At 62.4% G+C, this 20,815-nt stretch carries 17 protein-coding genes and 1 tRNA gene; 11 read left to right on the forward strand and 7 right to left on the reverse strand.

Annotated elements, in window-relative coordinates:
* The first annotated feature begins 89 nt into the window (after window positions 1–89).
* Complete coding sequence (locus tag G9U53_RS29445) at window positions 90–917, forward strand: DUF3105 domain-containing protein (RefSeq protein ID WP_003941378.1); 828 nt, start codon at window positions 90–92, stop codon at window positions 915–917.
* The gene (locus G9U53_RS29450; RefSeq protein WP_165639705.1) at window positions 910–1,629 is read left to right on the forward strand and encodes a DUF305 domain-containing protein; all 720 of its coding nucleotides are present in this window, start codon (window positions 910–912) and stop codon (window positions 1,627–1,629) included. The genes G9U53_RS29445 and G9U53_RS29450 overlap by 8 nt, the downstream gene beginning before the upstream one ends.
* Before the next feature lie 55 nt (window positions 1,630–1,684).
* Here G9U53_RS29450 and G9U53_RS29455 read toward each other — a convergent pair whose 3' ends face one another.
* Window positions 1,685–4,054, reverse strand: a complete 2,370-nt coding sequence (locus G9U53_RS29455) for a phosphoketolase family protein (RefSeq protein ID WP_003941371.1) — start codon at window positions 4,052–4,054, stop codon at window positions 1,685–1,687.
* Window positions 4,055–4,297: 243 nt separating this feature from the next.
* Between G9U53_RS29455 and G9U53_RS29460 the strand changes: the two genes are divergently transcribed.
* The 4 genes from G9U53_RS29460 to G9U53_RS29475 all read left to right on the forward strand — a co-directional run bounded on the left by G9U53_RS29460 (window position 4,298) and on the right by G9U53_RS29475 (window position 8,726).
* A tRNA-Arg gene (locus G9U53_RS29460) sits at window positions 4,298–4,373 on the forward strand.
* Window positions 4,374–4,462: 89 nt separating this feature from the next.
* Window positions 4,463–5,389 carry a LysR substrate-binding domain-containing protein gene (locus G9U53_RS29465; RefSeq protein WP_165639706.1) on the forward strand — a complete coding sequence of 309 codons (927 nt, stop codon included), beginning with the start codon at window positions 4,463–4,465 and terminating at the stop codon, window positions 5,387–5,389.
* A 128-nt stretch (window positions 5,390–5,517) separates the two neighbouring features.
* Window positions 5,518–6,846: an MFS transporter gene (locus tag G9U53_RS29470; protein WP_075833726.1), complete on the forward strand. Its 1,329-nt coding sequence runs from the start codon at window positions 5,518–5,520 to the stop codon at window positions 6,844–6,846.
* Between the two features lie 2 nt (window positions 6,847–6,848).
* Window positions 6,849–8,726: an FAD-dependent monooxygenase gene (locus G9U53_RS29475; protein WP_165639752.1), complete on the forward strand. Its 1,878-nt coding sequence runs from the start codon at window positions 6,849–6,851 to the stop codon at window positions 8,724–8,726.
* 73 nt (window positions 8,727–8,799) lie between these two features.
* Here the strand turns inward: G9U53_RS29475 and G9U53_RS29480 are convergent, their stop codons facing one another.
* Window positions 8,800–10,329, reverse strand: coding sequence for an MFS transporter (locus G9U53_RS29480; protein ID WP_165639707.1), 1,530 nt, complete (start codon window positions 10,327–10,329; stop codon window positions 8,800–8,802).
* An 85-nt stretch (window positions 10,330–10,414) separates the two neighbouring features.
* Here G9U53_RS29480 and G9U53_RS29485 point away from each other — a divergent pair, with 85 nt between their 5' ends.
* On the forward strand, window positions 10,415–10,792 hold the full coding sequence (locus G9U53_RS29485; RefSeq protein WP_003941367.1) for a MarR family transcriptional regulator: 378 nt from the start codon (window positions 10,415–10,417) through the stop codon (window positions 10,790–10,792).
* Between the two features lie 233 nt (window positions 10,793–11,025).
* Complete coding sequence (locus G9U53_RS29490; protein WP_003941354.1) at window positions 11,026–12,177, forward strand: N(5)-(carboxyethyl)ornithine synthase; 1,152 nt, start codon at window positions 11,026–11,028, stop codon at window positions 12,175–12,177.
* A gap of 9 nt (window positions 12,178–12,186) precedes the next feature.
* Here the strand turns inward: G9U53_RS29490 and G9U53_RS29495 are convergent, their stop codons facing one another.
* The 5 genes from G9U53_RS29495 to G9U53_RS29515 form a co-directional block, all read right to left on the reverse strand.
* A complete protein-coding gene (locus G9U53_RS29495; protein WP_165639708.1) occupies window positions 12,187–12,558 on the reverse strand; it encodes a limonene-1,2-epoxide hydrolase family protein in 372 nt (123 codons plus the stop codon).
* A complete protein-coding gene (locus G9U53_RS29500; RefSeq protein ID WP_165639709.1) occupies window positions 12,555–13,709 on the reverse strand; it encodes a 3'(2'),5'-bisphosphate nucleotidase CysQ in 1,155 nt (384 codons plus the stop codon). Before G9U53_RS29500 ends, G9U53_RS29495 begins: the two co-directional genes overlap by 4 nt.
* Window positions 13,706–15,550, reverse strand: coding sequence for an adenylyl-sulfate kinase (cysC, locus tag G9U53_RS29505; protein ID WP_003941334.1), 1,845 nt, complete (start codon window positions 15,548–15,550; stop codon window positions 13,706–13,708). The genes G9U53_RS29500 and cysC overlap by 4 nt, the downstream gene beginning before the upstream one ends.
* Window positions 15,550–16,476: a sulfate adenylyltransferase subunit CysD gene (gene cysD, locus G9U53_RS29510; protein ID WP_003941285.1), complete on the reverse strand. Its 927-nt coding sequence runs from the start codon at window positions 16,474–16,476 to the stop codon at window positions 15,550–15,552. Before cysD ends, cysC begins: the two co-directional genes overlap by 1 nt.
* Window positions 16,477–16,619: 143 nt before the next feature.
* On the reverse strand, window positions 16,620–17,555 hold the full coding sequence (locus tag G9U53_RS29515; RefSeq protein WP_047270168.1) for a helix-turn-helix domain-containing protein: 936 nt from the start codon (window positions 17,553–17,555) through the stop codon (window positions 16,620–16,622).
* Between the two features lie 116 nt (window positions 17,556–17,671).
* Between G9U53_RS29515 and G9U53_RS29520 the strand changes: the two genes are divergently transcribed.
* From G9U53_RS29520 to G9U53_RS29530, 3 genes are read left to right on the forward strand one after another with little or no spacing between them, the layout of a single operon-like run.
* Window positions 17,672–18,838, forward strand: a complete 1,167-nt coding sequence (locus tag G9U53_RS29520) for a hypothetical protein (RefSeq protein ID WP_030537322.1) — start codon at window positions 17,672–17,674, stop codon at window positions 18,836–18,838.
* 2 nt (window positions 18,839–18,840) lie between these two features.
* On the forward strand, window positions 18,841–19,623 hold the full coding sequence (locus tag G9U53_RS29525; RefSeq protein ID WP_007726165.1) for an SDR family oxidoreductase: 783 nt from the start codon (window positions 18,841–18,843) through the stop codon (window positions 19,621–19,623).
* A 7-nt stretch (window positions 19,624–19,630) separates the two neighbouring features.
* Window positions 19,631–20,770, forward strand: coding sequence for a sulfotransferase (locus G9U53_RS29530; protein ID WP_042445529.1), 1,140 nt, complete (start codon window positions 19,631–19,633; stop codon window positions 20,768–20,770).
* Window positions 20,771–20,815 lie beyond the last annotated feature (45 nt).

A 20,815-nucleotide genomic window follows, 5' to 3' on the forward strand; every position in this document is an offset into this window, starting at 1 on the left:
AGTACAGTGGTAATGCCCGAGCTACCACCGCGTACCTTCATGCGCGGGCGCGCCACACCTCAAGCCCACACACCGAAAGAGCCCAATCGATGCCAAGCGGTTCCGATAGTCGCGGTCCCAACAAGAACTCCGGGGCCAAATCAGCCAAGGCCATCAAGGCCGCCAACAAGAACAGTCGGCCGGCCAAGAAGGGCAAGGGCGGCGTCCCCGCTCCCCGCCAGATCCCCTGGCTGTCGATCGGCGCCGGTGTGGCTGTGCTCGCACTCATCGCCGTGCTCGGTATCAATCTGTGGCCCAAGGTCGAGGAGCGGCAGGCCCTCGAGCCGTACAAGTACAGCTCCGAGAACAAGGATCCGTCCGACAAGATCGACGGCGTCCTCAAGATCGAGTACCCGGCCGGCCAGCACGTCGATTCCACTCAGCGCGTGGCGTACGACCAGACCCCGCCGTTCGGTGGCCCGCACGACGCCACCTGGGCTAACTGCACCGGAACCGTGTACGCCGACCCGATTCGCACCGAGAACGCAGTCCACTCGCTCGAGCACGGCGCCATCTGGATCACGTACAACCCCGATCTCGTCGACCAGGACCAGATCGACAGTCTCGCCGGACGCGTGAACGGCAAGTCCTACATGCTGATGTCGCCGTACCCCGGTCAGAGCAGCCCCATTTCTCTGCAGTCGTGGGGCCATCGCCTCGAGATCGACAAGGCCGACGACGATCGCATCGATCAGTTCATCACTGCGCTGAACCAGAACCCGAACGTCTACCCCGAGGTCGGCGCGAGCTGCACCAACCCGCTGTTCACTCCGTCGACGTCGCCGTTCGATCCGACACCTCCGGGCGCCGACGCCATCCAGATGGACGGCACGGGCGCTACCCCGGCCACCGACGAACAGATTCCCGCCGGTGGATAGTTCGACGAACACCGATCAGTCTTCGAAGCCGAGTCAGCGCACCGCACTGCTGATCATCGGTCTGATCGGCGCGATCGCCGTCGGTTTTGCGCTCGGCGCATTGACCAACCTCCTCGGACCCGATGCGAAGTCGTCACTGACCGTTCCGGCTTCGGATTCGGTGGACGTGGGCTTCGCGCAGGACATGAGCGTGCATCACAGCCAGGCCGTCGACATGGCGTCCATCGCCCTGACGAAGTCCACGGACAACGACGTACGCACGCTGGCGTTCGACATCTTGACCACGCAGCAGAACCAGCTCGGTCAGATGCAGGCGTGGCTGACCATGTGGGATCAGCCGCTGTCCAAGGTGGGCCCGTACATGGAGTGGATGTCGTCGGATTCGGGCTCCGGCCATGGATCGCACGGGACTTCGGCCACGATGGACATGAGTCATTCCGGGCCGGTCGACACCATGCCCGGCATGGCGTCCCCCGACGACCTTGCGGCTCTCCGCGCAGCGGAAGGTCTGCAACTCGACACCTTGTTCCTGCAGCTGATGCTTCGTCACCACGAAGGTGGGCTTCCGATGATGGAGTACGCAGCAGCCGACGCCACCGAGGGGCCGGTGCGCAGCCTGGCGCAGACGATGGTCAACACGCAGCAGAGCGAGTCCAAGCTGATGACCGACATGTTGGCAGCTCGCGGCGCAATGCCACTGCCCATGAACTGAGCAGAACTGAACTGAGCCGAGAATGTTCAGACCCAACTGGGCCTGGTCCTGAATTTCAGGACCAGGTCCAGTTTTCTACTTCCGGCATGTCTTCGAGGTGCTCGACGATGTAACGCGAGTGCTTTTCGAGTTGTGTGCGGCAGAACTCCGCCAACTCGGACGCCCCGGCCGGCCGACGCTTGGAGCGTCGTAGCGCCTCGATCACCAGGTGGTAGCGGCTCATCTTGTTGAGGACGACCATGTCGAACGGTGTTGTGGTTGTTCCCTGTTCACTGAATCCGCGAACGTGGAAGCGCTCGGGACTCGGACGCCCGTGAATCAGTTCGTGCACGGCACGCGAGTATCCGTGGAATGCGAACACGACGTCGGTCTGCGCGGAGAACAGATCGAGGAAGACCCGCTCCCCGAATCCGTGGGGATGCTCGGTTGGCGTCAGCAAGGCCATCAGATCGACGACGTTGACGACGCGGGTGATCAGTTCGGGTGTGTGATCGCGCAGCAACTGTGCAGCAGCCAGGATCTCCTGCGTCGGCACATCTCCCGCGGCGGCCAGGACCACGTCCGGTTCCTGTCCGCGAGCCTCAGTTCCGGCCCATTCCCAGACCGAAGCGCCCGCCGCGCAGTGCTCGTGCGCTTGCTCGAGCGTGAGGTACTGCAGGTGCGGTTGCTTGTCCACGACTATCAGGTTGACGTGGTCGGTACTACGCAGGCAGTGATCCGAGATCGAGAGCAACGTGTTGGAATCCGGCGGCAGCCACACGCGGATCACACTGGGTGCCAAGGGAATAACGGCGTCGATCATGCCGGGGCCCTGATGACTGAATCCGTTGTGGTCGTTGCGCCAGCACGTACTGGTCAACAGCACGTTGAGCGAAGCAACCGACGCCCGCCACGGCAGGTCGACGGCATGTTGGAGCCACTTGGCGTGCTGGATGAGCATCGACACGCTCACCATCGCAAATGCTTCGTAGCTCGCGAACATCCCGTGTCGGCCCGACAGCAGATAGCCCTCGAGCCATCCCTCGCAGAGGTGCTCGCTGAGGACCTCCATGACACGACCGTCCGCGGACAGCCCGTCGTCGTAGTCGGTGATCGGCAGTTGCCAGCAGCGATCGGTTGTCTCGAATACGGCGCCGAGGCGATTGCTCGACGTCTCGTCCGGACAGAAGAGTCGGAAGATCCCGCCGCTGTCCTCGGTTTCCGTGGCGGCGTAGATGTCGCGCAGAAGCTCGCCGAGCACTCGCGTCGTCTCGTGGAAGGTCGAACCCGGCGACTGGATGGGAAGCGCATACTTTTCGAGCGGCGGCATCGGGAGATCGACGCGAAGTCGTCCACCGTTCGCGTAGGGAGTGCTCCCCATGCGCTTGTCCCCCGTCGGCGACAGCGCCGCCAGTTCCGCGACGAGTGATCCGTTGGCGTCGAACAACTCGTCCGGACGGTACGACCGCATCCACTCTTCGAGTTGCCGCAGATGTGATTCGTTGCTTCGCACGCCGGACAACGGCACCTGGTGCGCACGATGTGTGCCCTCGACCAAGATTCCGTCGACGGTGTGTGGACCGGTCCATCCTTTCGGCGTCCGCAACACGATTGCCGGCCACGAACCCGTCCACTCCTCTCCGCGGCGTGCGGCACCCTGCATCTCGCGGATCTTCTCGTGCGCCTGCGAGATCGCTTGATACAGCTGGGGAAACACCGCGTCGGGGTCGTCACCGGAGACGACGATCGGCGCCCACCCCTGTCCACCGAGGTAAGCCTGGATGTCTTCGTCGCTGCTGCGTCCGTAGACCGTCGGCCCGGCGATCTTGGCACCGTTCACGTGCAGGATCGGCAGCACCGCGCCGTCGCGTCGTGGATTCAGGAACGCCGGGAGCTTCCACGAACCGGACAACGGCCCGGTCTCCGCTTCGCCGTCGCCGATCACACAGGCCACCACGAGGTTCGGATGATCGAAGGCAGCGCCGGCCGCATGGGCAAGGGCGTAGCCGAGCTCGCCGCCTTCGTGGATGCTTCCGGGTGTCTGCACACTCACATGGCTGGGCACTCCGCCGGGAGCGGAGAATCGCCGACACATCCGGTGGATGCCCTCGGCGTCGTCCGAGACTTCCGGATAGATCTCCGAGTACGTTCCCTCGAGATACGTCGACGCGACCAGCGCCGGACCGCCGTGCCCGGGACCGGTCACGTAAAGCCAGTCTGCGCCGGTGGCGACGATGTGCCGATTGAGGAGCGTGTAGATCATCGACAAGCCGGGGCTGGTCCCCCAGTGCCCGAGCAGTCGGGGCTTGATGTGCTCGGCACGCAACGGTTCCCGCAGAAGCGTGTTGTCCTTCAGATAGATCTGCGCGACGGTCAGGTAGTTGGCCGCTGCCCACCACTTCAGGTCGAGCGCGAGCTGGTCTTCGGAATAGTGGTGATCGGTCATCAACGACTCCCGTACCTCACGAGGGTGCCCGAGCAGTCCGCCCGAGCCTGTGCTCAGAGCCGAGCCTAGGCGTAAAAAGCATCCGAGTCAGTCGGTACAGATGATTCGACGACCATGGTCCCCGGCCGCATCCTCGACTACCTCACGCGAGGACGCCATGCCGAGACGGGTGCCGGTTTGGTCTTGTCCCCCCGTGATGCGCTACGCTAACGCAGCCCAATCGGCACACCGAAAGTTCGGTGCGCCCCCGTAGCTCAGGGGATAGAGCGTTCGCCTCCGGAGCGAAAGGTCGCAGGTTCGAATCCTGCCGGGGGCACCACGAAGACGCAGGTCAGCGATTGATCGTCGACCTCTTCACGGTGCCACACCAAGATATTCAGGGAAATCTACCCGACTACTGTCGATCTCATGCCTCGCATCGATCCTGCTCCCACGTACACGATGCGTCAGCTTGCTGCGTTTGTCGCGGTAGCCGAGACCGGAACGATCAGTGCCGCGGCCGAGCGCCTGCACCTCTCTCCTTCCGCCCTGTCCGCGGCGCTCACCGAACTCGAACGCGCGCTCAAAGTTCAACTGTGCGTTCGCCGTCGCTCATTCGGCATTCAACTGACCCGCACCGGTGAATCCGTTCTGGTGCGCGCCCGGGCGCTACTTCAGCAAGCCGGGGAACTCGAATCCGATGCGCTCGGAACCGGCGGAAGCGTGTCGGGGCCCATCGCGATCGGCTGTTATCCCGCTCTGGGGCCGACGGTGTTGCCGTCGATGATCGCCGTGTTCACCCGTGAGAATCCTGACGCGCAGGTGGAGTTCCGCGAGGACACTCAGAATCGGCTCCAGACACATCTCGAGAACGGCGAGTTGGACCTCGCAATCGCTTACGACCTGGACCTGTCTCCACAATTGCGCACAGTTCCGTTGGCCATCCGCGAACCCTTGATCGTCCTGGGTGCAGAACACCCACTCGCGCGGTCCGAGCGACCGATCCATCTTCCGGACCTGGCGGAACACCCGATGGTTCTCCTCGACGCGCCGCCGAGCACCAAACACGCGCTCGACGTCTGTCGCGCAGGCGGATTCGCCCCGAAGGTTGCCTACAGAACTGCGAACTTCGAGACGGCGAGGGCATTTGTCGGCCGTGGCCTCGGCTGGACGCTGCTACTCCAGCGGCCCAAGATCGACGTCACGTACGAGGGGCTCGAGGTGGTCGTCAAGACCATCGCTTCCCCCGCCGTGCCGTCGGTGCACGTAGTTCTCGCTTGGCACCAGAACACTCGCCTCAGCCGCGTCGCACGCGCTTTCATAGAATTCGTTTCACCCTCAGAACCTGCCCAATAGTCCCGCTACCAGGCAGCGGAGCTGGTTCCACGTATTTTCCGTGCAAGAACCTCCAATTCTTTCGCTTTTCAATTGTTGTGGCGCACGTCATTGTTTCTTCAAGCCACATTCATCTCGAAAGGCACTCCATGACCTCCATCGCCTCACCGACCGCAACGCGCGCCGCCGCGACGGTCAAGGCGCGTAAGGCCGCCCTCGGCAGCTTTGTCGGCACCGCCATCGAGTGGTACGACTTCTTCATCTACGGCACCGCCGCCGCACTCGTGCTCGGCAAGCAGTTCTTCCCCGGCACGTCCGATCTGGCCGGCACCCTCGCCGCCTTCGCCACCCTCGCCGTCGGATTCGTCGCGCGTCCCATCGGCGGAATCGTGATGGGCCACTTCGGCGACCGCATCGGACGCAAATCCATGTTGGTCACCTCGTTGATGCTGATGGGCTGCGCCACCGTTGCCATCGGGCTGCTACCCAACTACGCCGCTATCGGCGTCTTTGCCCCCATACTCCTGGTGACCTTGCGATTCGTTCAGGGACTCGGTGTCGGCGGCGAGTGGGGCGGCGCAGTTCTGGTCGCCACCGAAAACGCACCGGAGGGCAGGAAGGGGCTGTACGGCAGCGCACCACAAATCGGTGTTCCCGCAGGCGTACTGGTGGCCAATCTCGTCTATCTCCCCCTCGCCGCCTTCATGGACGACGATGCATTCAACTCCTGGGGATGGCGAATCCCGTTCCTGCTCAGCGCAGTTCTGGTGGGCGTTGCGATGTGGATCCGACTCGGCCTCGAGGAAAGTGACGAGTTCACCGCGTCGAAGTCCGAAGCACCGGCGGAGTCCATGCCGATTCTCGAGGTTCTCACCAGACACTGGAAGACAGTGCTCCTCGCCGGTGGAACCTTCATCGCCACCAACGGAATTGCCTACGCGTACATGGTCTACGTCCTCAAGTACGGCGAGACCGAACTCGGCTTCAGCAAGACCACGATGCTCTTCCTTCTCATCGCATCCTGCCCGTTCTGGATGGCGGGAATGGCTTTCAGCGCTCACAAGTCGGACACTCTCGGACGCCGGACCGTCTACATCCGCAGTTCGATCACCCTGGTAGTGGCGGCAGCGGTGTTCTTTCCGCTGATCGACACAGCGATCGTTCCGGTGATGCTCGTATCGATGATCGCCCTCGGCTTCACGCTCGGCTGCTGCGCCGGCCCACAAGCGGCACTGTTCGCCGAATTGTTTCCCGCACACATCCGCTACAGCGGAGCGTCACTCGGCTACCAGATCGGCGCAATCCTCGGCGGCGGTCTGGCCCCGATGATCGCCACCGCGCTCTACGCCGCCTTCGACACCTCGTTCGCCATCACCGTGTACTTCGTGATCATTGCCGTGATCAGCCTGGTTTCCATCCTGCTGCTCCCGGAACCTCAATTGATCCCGAAAAACACTGCCGCACAGAAAGCCTCGTGACCATGTCGACCTACTTTCATCCGAAGAAGTACGCACCCGAGGACTTCGCCTCCCTGGCGCCTTCGGCCGACGCACTTCCCGTCGTGATCGTCGGAGCCGGCCCCGTCGGCATGGGCGTAGCCATGGGCTTGGCGCAGCGCGGCATTGCCGTCACGATTCTCGAAGCGGCCGATCAGGTCTCGTTCGGCAGTCGCGCGATCTGCGTGTCACGCCACAGCCTCGAAGTTGCCGAACGCCTCGGCTTCGGTGCCGAGCTCGAAGACCTCGTTCTGCCGTGGGTGGGTGGTCGGAGTTACTACCGCGATCAGGAAGTACTGCAGTTCCGCATGGCATCCGCCGAGCACGACGCGCGTGGACCCATGGTCAACGTCTCGCAATCCGAGTTCGAGCAGATCATGACCGACAAGCTGCTCGCTCACCCACTGGTGAACTTCCACTGGTCGTCGTCGATCGCCGGCATCTCCGTCGGTGACAACGAGGTGACTCTGACCGTCGACACCGCGTTCGGAACCCGCGAACTGCGCGCGGCGTGGGTCGTTGCCGCCGATGGTGGACGCAGCAAGATGCGCGAACTCAGCGGAATCCGCTTGCAGGGCAACAGCTACGAGGGCAACTACGTCATTGCCGACATTCATTGGGAATCGGAACTCCCGGCCGAGCGTCTGGTGTGGTTCGACGCACCCAGCAACCCGGGGTCCACGATCATCATGCATCGCCAACCACGGGACATCTGGCGCATCGACTACCAGCTCGACGCCTCGGACGATCCGGAAGCGGAGACGCAAGAAGATCGCATCCGTGACCGCATCACGCGTCACCTCGAATGGCTCCAGAGCGACATCCCCTGGACCCTGGAATGGTTCGGCTTCTACCGCGCCCACGCACTCGCTCTGGAAGATTTCACTCACGGCCGTGTGCTTTTTGCCGGCGACGCCGCGCATCTCGTTCCGATCTTCGGTGTTCGCGGCCTGAACTCGGGCATGGAAGACGCCGAGACCTTGGTGTGGCAACTAGCCGCCGTCATCAACGGAGCTGCCGATTCCACCATCCTCGACGCGTATTCGAAGGAACGTCGCAGCGCGTGGCAGCAGAACGTCGACAACGCAGGCAAGTCGACGCTCATCATGTCGCCGGGAAGTCACGGCTACCGGACCACCCGCGATGCCGTACTCGAACTCGCCACCAAGCGAAGCGAATTCGCGCACCTCATCAACCCGCGCCAGTCGAGTGCGACGCACGCCCGGCTCTCCCCGCTGACGTGGCCCACAGCTGCGGGCGCCGAGGGCGTACTACCCGGCGATCCGTTGGAAGACATAGTCGTCCAGGTCTCGGCGGACGGTTCATCTACCTCCTTGAACAGTCTGCGCGGTACTGGATTCGGCCTGCTGGCTTTCGGACTGTCAGCTGAGCTGGTATCCGAACTCGACACGCAAGCCGAAATCCTTGCTCAGGCCCTTGCACCGGAAACCGTACGCGTGATCACCGTGGGAACTACCGACTCCACGGTTCCCGATGCCGAAGGCAATCTCGCATCTGCCCTCGGCGCACGTGTCGGCGAGATCTTCGTGATTCGGCCCGACGGATTGGTGCTGTGCCGCATCAGCGATCCCACGCAATTGAACGACGTGGCCAAACACCTCACCGCCGGCACTGCGCCGACGCACTTCGATACGGCACAGTCGGCGACAACTGCGGTGGTCGACGACGAGGGCCACCGCGAACACGTCTGGTTGGCACTGTCGAATGCACTGGATCAGGCTGATCCGTCCGACCGCGAAGCCATGTTGGCGCGCCTTGCCTTGATTCTCGGTTCGCAAGCTACGTCGACGAGCTTCGACGTAGCACTGAAAGACGCTGCCCTGAAATCTGCCACCCGATAGTTCAGACACAGCAACTCGGCCGCGCAGGATTGTCTCCTACGCGGCCGAGCGCATTCGCGGATGAAGCAAGTATTCAGTTGACCTCGGCCAATTCCTTTTCTTCCTCAGCGCGCCTTTCACGCACGGATCTTCCCCGCTGCGACCTTCCACGTACCAGCGGCGAGACGGTGATCGCCAAGCCCACCAGCGCGACTCCGGTAACCAGGATCAGTCCGGGATGGAACTGCTCGAATCCGGCGGTACCGGCGCCGGACGCGGTGTGCGATCCAGCGGTCACGAGGGCAGTGGTCAGAGCGAGCACGAGCGCCGCACCGACCTGAGCGGAGGTGTTCACCAGCCCGGACGCCAAACCCTGCTCCGAGTCGTCGACACCCGAGGTGGCCTGGGCCATGATCGAGGTGTACCCCAGCGCGAATCCGAGTCCGAGCAGGATGACGCTCGGCAGAATCGCCACGACGTACGACGGTGAATCGCTGCCCGCGAAGAGGAACCAGAGGTACCCGACGCTGAGCGAGGTCAGTGCCGCGATGATGAGCTTGGCACTGCCGTACAGGTCGACCAGCCGTCCGACGAACGGCGATCCGAATGCGACGATGATGCCCGCGGGCAGCAGTGCCATCGCCATCTTCAGGGGCGACCAGCCGAGGGCCGACTGCAGGAAGATCGTCATCATGAACTGGAAGCTCAGGTAGGAACCGAAGAGCGCGATGATGGCCAGATTTGCACGAACGATGGTGCCGACGCGCAGAAGCCCAAGTCGCACAAGCGGATGCGCCACCTTCTTCTCCACGAAGAAGAACGTCGCCAGAAGCACGGCTGCGACAGCGAACGAACCCAGCGTCATCGGGTGTGCCCATCCACGGGTCGGAGCCGAAACCATCGTGTACACCGTGAGAAGCATTCCCGTCACCAGGGTGACGGCGCCGACGAGGTCGTGTCCCCCGGTATCTGCGGGACGGTCCCGCGGAATGAGGAAGTACCCACCGATCAGCGCGATGACGGCAAACGGAACCGGCATCAGGAACGTGAATCGCCAACCGGCACTGGTCAACAGCCCACCGAGGATCAGACCGGACGAGTAACCACTGGCGCCGAACACGGAGAACACCGACAGCGCACGGTTACGGGCCGGACCTTCCTTGAACGTCGTGGTGAGAATGGACATTGCGGTCGGAGCGGTGAAGGCCGCGGCCAATCCCTTCACGAATCGTGATGCGATCAGCAGTGTTCCGTTGTCGACAAGGCCACCGACCAGCGAGGCGATTGCGAACACGGTCAGTGCGATCAGGAAGACCTTCCTGCGCCCGAGAAGATCGGCGGTACGTCCACCGAGTAGCAACAGGCCGCCGAATCCGAGGACGTAGCCGTTGATGATCCACTGCAGCGAGGTAGTGGACAGGCCCAGTTCATTGCCGATGGACGGAAGCGCGACGCCCACCATCGACACATCGAGACCGTCGAGGAACAACACGAGGCAGAGCACCGCGAGGATGCCCCACAGCTTGAGGGACCAGCCCTCCCCTGTGGCCGGATCCGAGGATTCCGTAGAAACCGGGGCTTCCGGCGAATCGAATGGTTTGAGTGTCGAGTCTGTGCAAGTCACGTCAGCGAGAATAGATGCACATGCACATAATGCACAAGCATTTAATGCGATTGCACGTAATCGAGTCTTCAACTAGAATGCGGTCGTGACGTCGGAATCCGAATTGCGCAACACCTGGCGCTCGCTGTCGACCAGCTACAACGACATCGCGTGCGAACTCGATCGCCAGATGCAGTCGGCGCATGGGCTGAGCATGAGCGACTTCGAGGCCCTCGACCGACTCATGGACGCCACGTGCGAACGTCCACGCATGCAGGAGCTTGCCTCGGAGATGTACCTGAGTCCCAGCGCGCTCTCCCGTAGCGTGGCCCGTCTCGAGAAGGCCGGACTGGTTCAGCGAGCACTGTGCGAGGCCGACCGGCGCGGAGTCTTCGTCGACGTCACCGACAAAGGACGTCAGGTACACGCGGACGCCAGCAAAATCCAACTGGCCGTACTGGATTCACGCCTGCGCGAGCAGTAGCCACACGTCAGCGGAGCACAACACAGCGCCCGGCCACCGGGCGAGGGCCGTTCCGGACTAGACTGAGCACATACCGACGCGCCTTTCTGTTGCCGTCGGCGATCGACAGCAGCGCAGCCAGCACGCTTTCACGCGGTCCTGGCCGAGGCAATCTGCCAGCGTTCCTGCGGCTTCTGCTAGTCCCTCAGGCTCCTGCCTGACATCTCTACCTGCTCCTATCGAGAGATACACAATTGAACAACGCACGCACCCTTGGAGTCATCGGACAGTCGAGCAAACCGGCAGAACGCCGGTTGCCGATCCATCCTGCGCATTTCGATCGCATCGATGCCGAACTACGTTCTCGGATCTACCTCGAAGAAGGCTACGGCCACCCCTTCGGCTACTCCGACGACTACCTCTCGCGCCTCGTTGCCGGAATCCGCACGCGCAAGCAGATTTTGGCGGAAACCGATGTGGTTCTGCTACCGAAGCCGTTGGTGCGTGACCTCGCCGAACTACGGTCAGGTCAGGTTCTCTGGGGCTGGCCGCACTGTGTCCAGGACACCGAACTGACACAGATCGCGATCGACAAGAAACTGACTCTCATCGCCTTCGAGGCCATGAACTTCTGGCACAGCGACGGATCGTTCAATCTGCATGTGTTCCACAAGAACAACGAGCTCGCCGGTTATTGCTCGGTACTGCACGCCCTGCAGTTGATCGGTTCCACCGGTGACTACGGCCGGCGTCTCACCGCTGCCGTGATCGGTTTCGGAGCCACTGCACGCGGCGCGGTCACAGCACTCAAGGCGCACGGTATCCACGAAGTGGACGTCCTCACCCAGCGTGGAGTCACCGCCGTCAGCTCCCCCATCCACTCGGCGCGCATGGTCTCGTTCGACAACAACAACGGTGACGTCCGTGGCAGCCACGTCATGCTCGACAACCACAGCGTGCCGGTGCCCGGCTTCTTGGCCGAGCACGACATCGTCGTCAACTGCGTACTGCAGAACACGGACGCCCCACTGACGTTCCTGACCGAGGAAGACCTCATGGACTTCCAACCCGGCAGCCTCATCGTCGACGTATCGTGCGACGAAGGCATGGGCTTCAGTTGGGCTCGCCCCACCTCGTTTGCCGAGCCGACCTTCATCGTCGGTGACAACATCACCTACTACGGTGTCGACCACAGTCCGTCATACTTGTGGAACTCCGCGTCGTGGGAGATCAGCGAATCACTTCTTCCCTACCTGCCCACTGTGATGGCAGGAGAGACGGCCTGGAAGGCAGACGAGACCGTCGACCGCGCCATCGAAATCCGGGACGGCGTCATCGTGAATCCCGCCATTACGCGTTTCCAGCACCGTTCGGCGGACTACCCGCACGCTGTCATCGCGGAGTAGGCGCCCCGATCAGGCCTGGCCGGCTGCCGCGTTGATCGGTGCCATGTCGAAATAGTCGCGCCAGGCTTTGATCTTTCCGTCCTCGACTTCGAACACCCCCATGACCGGGAGCGCTACCTCGTCGCCGTTGATGGTGAAGACGTCGACGCGCTCGTTCATGACGGTGTTGCCGTCCGCGACCTGACGCTTGATCTGAAAGTCGATGTTGCCGAAGGCACCGACAAACTGCTCGATGAACGCCCGGACGGCCTCGCGACCGACCACGGGCTCCATCGGGATGTTGTGATAAACGACGTCATCGGTGAAGTAGTCGACGATCTTTGCAACATCGGCGTCTGCCCACAGCGCGCAGAATTCGATGATCAGCTTGTCCGATGTCATTGTGTGCCAGCCTCTTTCGAATCGTCTTCGTGGGGTTCGATGATTGCCAGGATGCTTTCGATCTCGCCTGCCGGTATCCCGAAGTACTCGGTGACGAAAACCGTGACGGCCGGTACCTGGCCAGGTGTTCCGAGGTCGAGCAGATACCGGGCTACGACGCTCTCGCCCCACTCACGCAGCGCGAGTTCACGTATCGCCACGATTCCGCGATATTGCTGGCCTTGTTCGAGCTCGTTGCTGATGAAGGCGCCGCTGTCACCGGTTCGCTGACCGTTCTCGACCCGCCAGGCGTCGGCGGCGAAGCGGACCTTCGTTGCGTCATGAGTGAGCAATGCGTTCACGTATTCACGCGCCATGGCGACGCGTCCGCTGACCGCAGACTCCGTGGAGTGCTTGGCAATTGCGCCCAGGATCGACTCCGACAACTCCGGTCGGCAGATCAAGAGATCCGGCAGGTACGGATGAGATTCGTTGTAGAGCAGCGGCGAACCGTCGATGCGGCTGCAATGCAGTCCCGCCGCCTGTGCGACGCCGACGGGTGCAGCCGAATCCCATTCCCACTGCCCACCGGCGTGCAGGTACGCGTCGACCTCGCCGCGCACCACCGCCATCGCCTTGGCGCCGGCCGATCCCATGTGCACCACGTCGGCGCCGAGTTCGGCTGCCACCGCTTCGGTGAATGCGGGTGGTCGCGATCCGCTGACTACTACGCGGAGCGGCGAGTTGGCGGCAACCGAAGCTGCCTCGTCGCCACTGGAGTACACCGCTCCGAGCGCCGGCTGAGCAACCGCGGCTGCGGTAATTCCGCTACCGCGCTCCCAAAGCGCCACGTGCACTGCCCAATCCGCATGATTCGGCAAGCCGTATTCCTTGGAGCCGTCCAGCGGATCGATGATCCAGACCCGAGCTGCATCCAGACGACTGCGATCGTCGGCAGATTCCTCAGAGAGCACGGCATCGCCCGGCCGCTCGGCAGCCAACCGGTCGAGGATGTAGGAATCGGCGGCCTTGTCGCCCCGGCGACCCAGTTCACGACCGCCGTCGACACCAAGACCCTCGGCTCGGATCCCCAGGAGGATCGCACCGGCGGCCTGCGCCAATTCCGCCGCGAGTGCCTCGTCGGCGATTCTGCTGTGTGTGGATTCGCTCACCGGTCCAACACTTCCATAATTCGCAGCGCAAGTTCGGTAGGCGTTCCGTCTTCGGGTCTGATCACCAACTCGGGACTTGTCGGAGCTTCGTAGGGATCGTCGACTCCGGTGAATCCCGTGATTTCCCCGGCCCTGGCCTTGGCGTACATGCCCTTGGGGTCTCGGGCTTCACATTGCTCGATCGGGGTGTCGACGTAGACCTCGACGAACTTCAGCCCGGCGGCCTCGTGCGCCGCCCGCACTCGATCACGATCTTCGCGGTACGGGCTTATCAGGCAGGCCACTGCCACTGCACCTGAATCAGCGAACAACTGCGCCACCGAGCCGACTCGGCGGACGTTCTCGGCGCGGTCATCGGCACTGAATCCCAGATCCGCGTTCAATCCGTGCCGGAGGTTGTCGCCGTCGAGGCGGTACGCCGGGATACCCGCGGCCACCAACCGCCGCTCGAGTTCCACCGCGATCGTCGACTTACCCGAGGCCGAGAGACCGGTGAGCCAGACCGTGGCGCCGGCAGTCGCACGTTCCTCGCGAGAAACCTCCGAACTGTGCCAGACGACGCGCGATTCCTTGAGTGTCGGACCGTTGATCATTCCGGCGGCGACGGTATTGCCCGTGGTCTCGTCCACGAGAATGAAGCTGCCCGTCACGCGGTTGCGGCGGTAGGGATCGAACATCAACGGCTGCTGCGTCTTGATCGAGATGCGGCCGATCTCGTTGAGGGACAGAGATTCTGCCTTCTCGTCGCGGTGCAGCGAATTGACGTCCAGCCGGTAGTCGAGCTTGACGATCTGCGCTTTCGTGGAGCGCGTGGTGTGCAGCAACGAGTAGCGATTGTTCTCCGACAGAGTTGTCTGTTCGGTCAACCAACAGACCATCGCATCGATTTCCTGCCCGACCTGCGGCCGGTTGTTGAGTCGACACAATTGGTCCCCGCGGCTGACGTCGAGATCGTCGGTCAGCTCGATGCATACGGCCGAGGGCGCAAACGCTTCGTCGATCACGTCACCGCCCGGCCCGTGGACTGCCTTCACCGTCGAGGTGAATCCTGAAGGCAAAGCCACGATTTCGTCGCCGGGCTTGAAGACGCCACTGGCCACCGTTCCGGCGTATCCACGGAAATCGTGGAGGTCGGCGTCGGTCTGCTTCTGCGGACGGATCACGTACTGCACCGGAAACCGAGCGTCGATCAAGTTGCGGTCCGACGCGATGTGCACCTGCTCGAGATGGTGCAGCAGAGAAGGCCCGTCGTACCAGGACATGTTCTCGGTCCGGGCAACGATGTTGTCCCCCAACAGCGCCGAGACCGGAATGAACGTCAGGTCGTGGACGTCCAACTTGATCGCGAACTGTCGGAATTCTTCCTTGATCTCCTCGAACCGTTCCTGAGACCAGCCCACGAGGTCCATTTTGTTCACACACAGCACGAGGTGGGGTATCCCCAGGAGAGTGGACAAGAAGGCGTGCCGCCGCGTCTGTTCGAGCACCCCTTTGCGAGCATCCACCAGGATCAGGGCAAGATCGGCCGTCGACGCGCCGGTCACCATGTTGCGGGTGTACTGCTCGTGCCCGGGAGTGTCCGCGATGATGAACTTCCGATGAGGGGTCGCGAAATACCGGTGGGCCACGTCGATCGTGATGCCCTGTTCACGCTCGGCGCGCAATCCGTCGGTCAGTAGCGCGAGGTTGGCGTACTCGTCGCCGCGTTCTCGGCTGCTCCGTTCCACGGCCTCGAGTTGGTCCTCGAAGATCGACTTGGAGTCGTAGAGCAACCGGCCGATGAGTGTCGATTTTCCGTCGTCGACACTGCCCGCTGTAGCGACTCTCAGCAGTTGCGGCATCAGAAGTACCCCTCTTTCTTACGATCTTCCATGCCAGCTTCGGAAATCCGGTCATCAGCTCTGGTTGCGCCACGCTCCGTGATACGGCTCGCCGCAACTTCTTCCACGACAGCGCCCGGTGTTTCGGCCGACGATTCGACACATCCGGTACACGTTGCGTCGCCGACCGTACGGAAGCGCACCAACGCCTCGTAGGACTCTTCGCCGGCGCGAAGCTCGAGGAAACGGGTGCGTGCCAACAACATTCCGTCGCGTGGAACCACCTCGCGACGATGGGCGTAGTAGATGCCGGGGAGGTCGATCTGCTCGCTCTCGATGTACTGCCAGATGTCGAGCTCTGTCCAGTTCGAGAGCGGGAAGATCCGAATATGTTCGCCCTTACGGTGTTTGCCGTTGTACAGGTTCCACAGTTCAGGTCGCTGCACCTTCGGATCCCATTGCCCGAACTCGTCCCGGAAGCTGAACACCCTCTCTTTGGCGCGCGCCTTCTCCTCGTCTCGGCGAGCACCACCGAACACGGCGTCGAACTTGTTGTCGCGAATTCCGCGCAGCAACGCGTGCGTCTGCAGGCGATTGCGACTGGAACCGACTCCGGTGTCCTCGATGACGCGACCGGCGTCGATGTCGTCCTGCACGCTGGAGACGACAAGACGCAGGTTGAAGCGATCGACCGTCTGGTCGCGGAATTCGATCACCTCGTCGAAATTGTGACCGGTGTCGACGTGCATCACAGCGAACGGCAGTGGGGCAGGCCAGAATGCCTTGGCCGCTACGTGCAGCATCACGACGGAATCCTTACCTCCGGAGAACAGGAGGACCGGCTTTTCGAAAGTCGCTGCGACTTCGCGGAATATATGGACCGCCTCCGCTTCGAGTGCTCGCAGATGCGACAACTCGTAGGCGGGCGGGGTCTGGAGTGTTGCCATGTCTTTCGCTCCTGAGCATCACGTACTCCGTGCGGAACACCATTTCCGCATCGGTACATTTATGTACCGGACTGGTTCTAAATTGAACGCAATCACAGAATAGAACTCGTTCTACCCAAAGGTCAATGACCGGCAATCAGACGTCACAGACCGCGAACCGGACTCCTGCCACCAACTTCCGCCGTCACCGCATCCGCCGCCGCAACCAGCACCGCGGCGCGGCGCTCGATCTCGGCGCCCGTGATCGCCCCACCCACATACAGAGTGAGCACAAGGGCCTGATGCCCCTCGGCGTCATAGGTCGGGGCCGCGATGAGACTGACGGGATGCTCGTCGTCAGAGCTGATGTCACGTCCGAGATACACCCTCTCGCCCAGGCTCGACACCATCTCACCGAGCAGTTCACGCACCTCCGGCGGAAGATCGTGCGTCGCAACGCCCGCCATCAGCGTGTGCAGTCGCTGCCCGACGGGATCCAGACTCTCGACCAGATACCCCGCAGCGCGACACTCGCGGACCACGTTCCACAGACGCTCGCGATCCAAGCGCACCGGCAGGCTCGGCTCTTTGCTCAGCCAACTGTCCATGTCGTGATCCGAACCCCAGAGGACGTACATCAGCCCGACCGGCGGAGCGAACGGGTACACCTGACCGACCTTGGCAGCGCGACGCGCGCCGATCGGTCCGGTCACTTCGAGAACGCTGATCTGATCACCGATCACACCGGACGCCGTGCACGTCGTCCCGAACTCCGTGCTCACTTTCTCCAGATGGGTGCGGGCAATGGGTCCGACGGCAAATCCCCGCTGAGCTGCACGTCCGGCTGCGATCAAGGCCGGACCGAGCCCATAGGTCTTCGACACCTCGTCCCGAGTCAGGTATCCACGATCAGCCAGCGCCGTGAGGATTCCCAAGCAGGTGGGCTTGCTGATCTCGAGCGCGCGGGCCAGTTCCGACAGCCCGAACCGCTGATCAGGGCGACCGACGAGGTAGTCGAGCACCTGAACCACCCGTTCGGTGGGAGGCGATTGTCTCCCCCTCGGGCGTCCCTCTTCAGGCGTCTTCTCCGGTCCACCCATTGACCACTCCCTAGAACGCGTTCTATTGTCGAAATACCCAACATCTACCAAATAGGTACATATTTGTACCACGACGCTCTGGACCGGCGACATAGTCGGAACTGTGAGGAGCCAGCGTGCTGACGGACCCGTTTGCCGAGGCGATCGCCGAAGCCGAGAAATTGATCGAGACTGCGCCGCACATCAGATCCGAACAGGATCTACTGGAGGGATACCAATATCTGGCCGGCGGAATCATCGCGACGACGCATGCCGCCTGGGCCGGCGAAAAGACCCATCCGAGTTTCATCCAGGGCACCGGACCATTCACCAAGATGGGCCTCGACAACCCCGACACTCTGTACTTCGGCGCCCGTATCAACGACGACAAGGAATACAAGGTCACCGGAAAGCGCGGCACCACAGCCGATCTCAGCTTCCAGGTGTTGAGTGGGAACTACACCAACTCGAACGTTCCCGGCAGCGAAATCGCCTTCGACGACCGCGAGCTGGAGATAGACGACGACGGCAACTTCGTCGCTTGGTTCGGCCCCGGCCCCGCCGACGGCCGAGCCAACTACTACACCCTGGCGCCCGGATCCTCGCAGCTGGTCGTTCGCGAGGTCTACAGCGACTGGAGTCAGCAGCGCGGCGTGATCCGCATCGAGCGCACCGATTCGATCGGGATCGCGCCGCCACCTCTCACCGCCGAAGAGACCGAGAAGCGTTACGCCCGGGCTGGGAAGGCACTGGTCACGCGGGTCAAGACGTGGCTCCAGTTCCCGGAGTGGTTCTACCTCAAGCTCGCGGTCAACACCATGACCGAACCACGCCTGACACCGGGCGGGCTGGCAACGCAGTACTCGTCGGTGGGACATTACGAACTCACCGACGAGCAGGCGATGATCATCACCGTTCCCGCCTCCGACGCACCGTATCTCGGCTTCCAACTGGGGAGCCTCTGGTACATCTCACTGGACTACGTCAATCATCAGACCTCCCTCAACAACGGCCAGGCACAGGTCGATCCGGACGGGATGGTTCGAATGGTGGTCAGCGAGAAGAACCCCGGTGTCACCAACTGGATCGAAACCGTCGGACATCCGCGCGGCATTCTGCAGTTCCGTTGGCAGCGCGTGTCCCGCGAGCTGACGCCGCAGGACGGTCCCACCGTCGAAATCGTCGCCGTCGCAGATATTGCGAAGCACCTGCCGCATTTCGACACCAACGCCATCACCGCCGAGGACTGGGCAGCGCGCATTGCCCAGCGCCAGGCCGCCATCGACAACCGAATGCTGGGGTAATCATGACCGCCTTGCTCGAAGACCGTGTAGTAGTCATCTCCGGAGTCGGCCCGGCACTCGGCCGCGCTCTGGCCCTTCGATGTGCGTCGGCCGGCGCGAGTCTTGTTCTCGCAGCACGTACGCAATCGCGACTCGACGACGTTGCGAAGGAAATAGTCGATGCCGGTGGGCGCGCCGTCACCGTTGCCACCGACATCACCGACCAGGCTTCCGCCGAGAATCTGGTGGCCGAGTCCATTGCCGCCTACGGCAAAGTGGACACTCTGATCAACAATGCATTCTCGATTCCGTCGATGAAACCGTTGGCTCGCACCGATTACCAGCACATCCGCGACAGCATCGAACTGACCGTGCTGGGTGCGTTGCGCCTGACTCAGCTGTTCACGCCGGCACTTGCCGAGTCGGACGGCTCCGTGGTGAACATCAATTCGATGGTGTTGCGGCATTCGCAAGAGCGTTACGGCAGCTACAAGATGGCGAAGTCGGCCCTGCTCGCCATGTCGCAGTCCCTGGCCACCGAACTCGGCCCGCAGGGAATTCGTGTCAATTCGATTGCACCCGGCTATATCTGGGGAGACACCCTCAAGGGATACTTCGCGCACCAGGCGGAGAAGTTCGGCATGACCGTCGAGCAGATCTACGAGCACACTGCGTCGAACACCGACCTCAAGCGCCTGCCGACGACGGATGAAGTATCCGACGCGGCGATCTTCCTGGCGTCTCCGATGGCCAGCGCGATCACCGGCCAATGCATCGACGTCAACTGCGGCGAATTCCATCACTAGGAGCACCATGACTGAACGCACTCACGTCGGCACCGTCGAGGATCTCCACGCCTCGGCGACACGGATGACCGGACTGACGGACTTCGGCGTCGACGATTACACCGAAGCTCTGTCGGTCCTGCTCGAGTCCTACGACCGCGACGAGGATCTGACGCCCTTCGGCAGCAAGATCTCTCGGGTATTCCTTCGCGGCGCCCTGGTGGCCCGTCTGCTCAGCGAATCGGCGTGGAAGGAGCATCCGGAACACGCCGACGTCAAGATCGAGCGGCCGATCTTCGTCACCGGATTGCCACGGACGGGCACCACTGCCTTGCACCGCCTCCTCACGGTCGACCCGGCTCACCAGGGCCTCGAGATGTGGCTGACCGAGTTCCCTCAGCCTCGCCCGCCTCGCGATACGTGGGAATCGAACCCGGTCTTCGCCAAGATCGAGGAGACATTCGGTCAACACCACGTCGAGCATCCCGAATTCATGGGCGTGCACTACATGTCGGCCAGCGAAGTCGAAGAATGTTGGCAACTCTTGCGTCAGACGTTCAAGTCCGTGTCGTACGAGTGTCTGGCCAATCTACCCACGTACTCCGCATGGCTGAAGGACCAGGAGTGGTCGAACGCCTATGCACGACACAAGAAGAACCTGCAGCTGATCGGTCTGCCCGATCAGGATCGACGGTGGGTCCTCAAGAACCCGAGCCACCTGTTCGCGCTCGACGAATTGATGGAGGCGTACCCCGACGCGCTTGTCATCCAGACTCACCGCTCCCCTTCGACGATCATTCCGTCGGTATGCAGCCTGGCCGCCCAGGCGACAGAGGGTTGGTCGAACACGTTCACCGACAAGGTGATCGGCGAAAGTCAGCTCGAATTGTGGGCCAGGGGGCTCGAGCAGTTCGACAGTGCACGCGCACACCACAATCCCGCACAGTTCATCGACGTCGACTATCAGGACTTCGTCACCGATCCGCTGGGAACCGTCGAGAACATCTACACGCATTTCGACATCCCGTTGACATCTACCGCCCAGCAGTCGATGGAGGCCATGCACGAGGAAAGCCGCTCGGGTGCTCGCAAACCGTCGCACAAGTACACGCTCGAGGAGTTCGGCCTGACGAAGGAGCAGGTGGAAGAGCGATTCGGAGCTCGCTGACCACGGTTGGTCGACGACCTTGCTGACGACCTTGCTGACGACTGA

This window comes from Rhodococcus sp. D-46, from assembly GCF_011290655.1.
GTDB classification, from domain to species: domain Bacteria; phylum Actinomycetota; class Actinomycetes; order Mycobacteriales; family Mycobacteriaceae; genus Rhodococcus_F; species Rhodococcus_F qingshengii.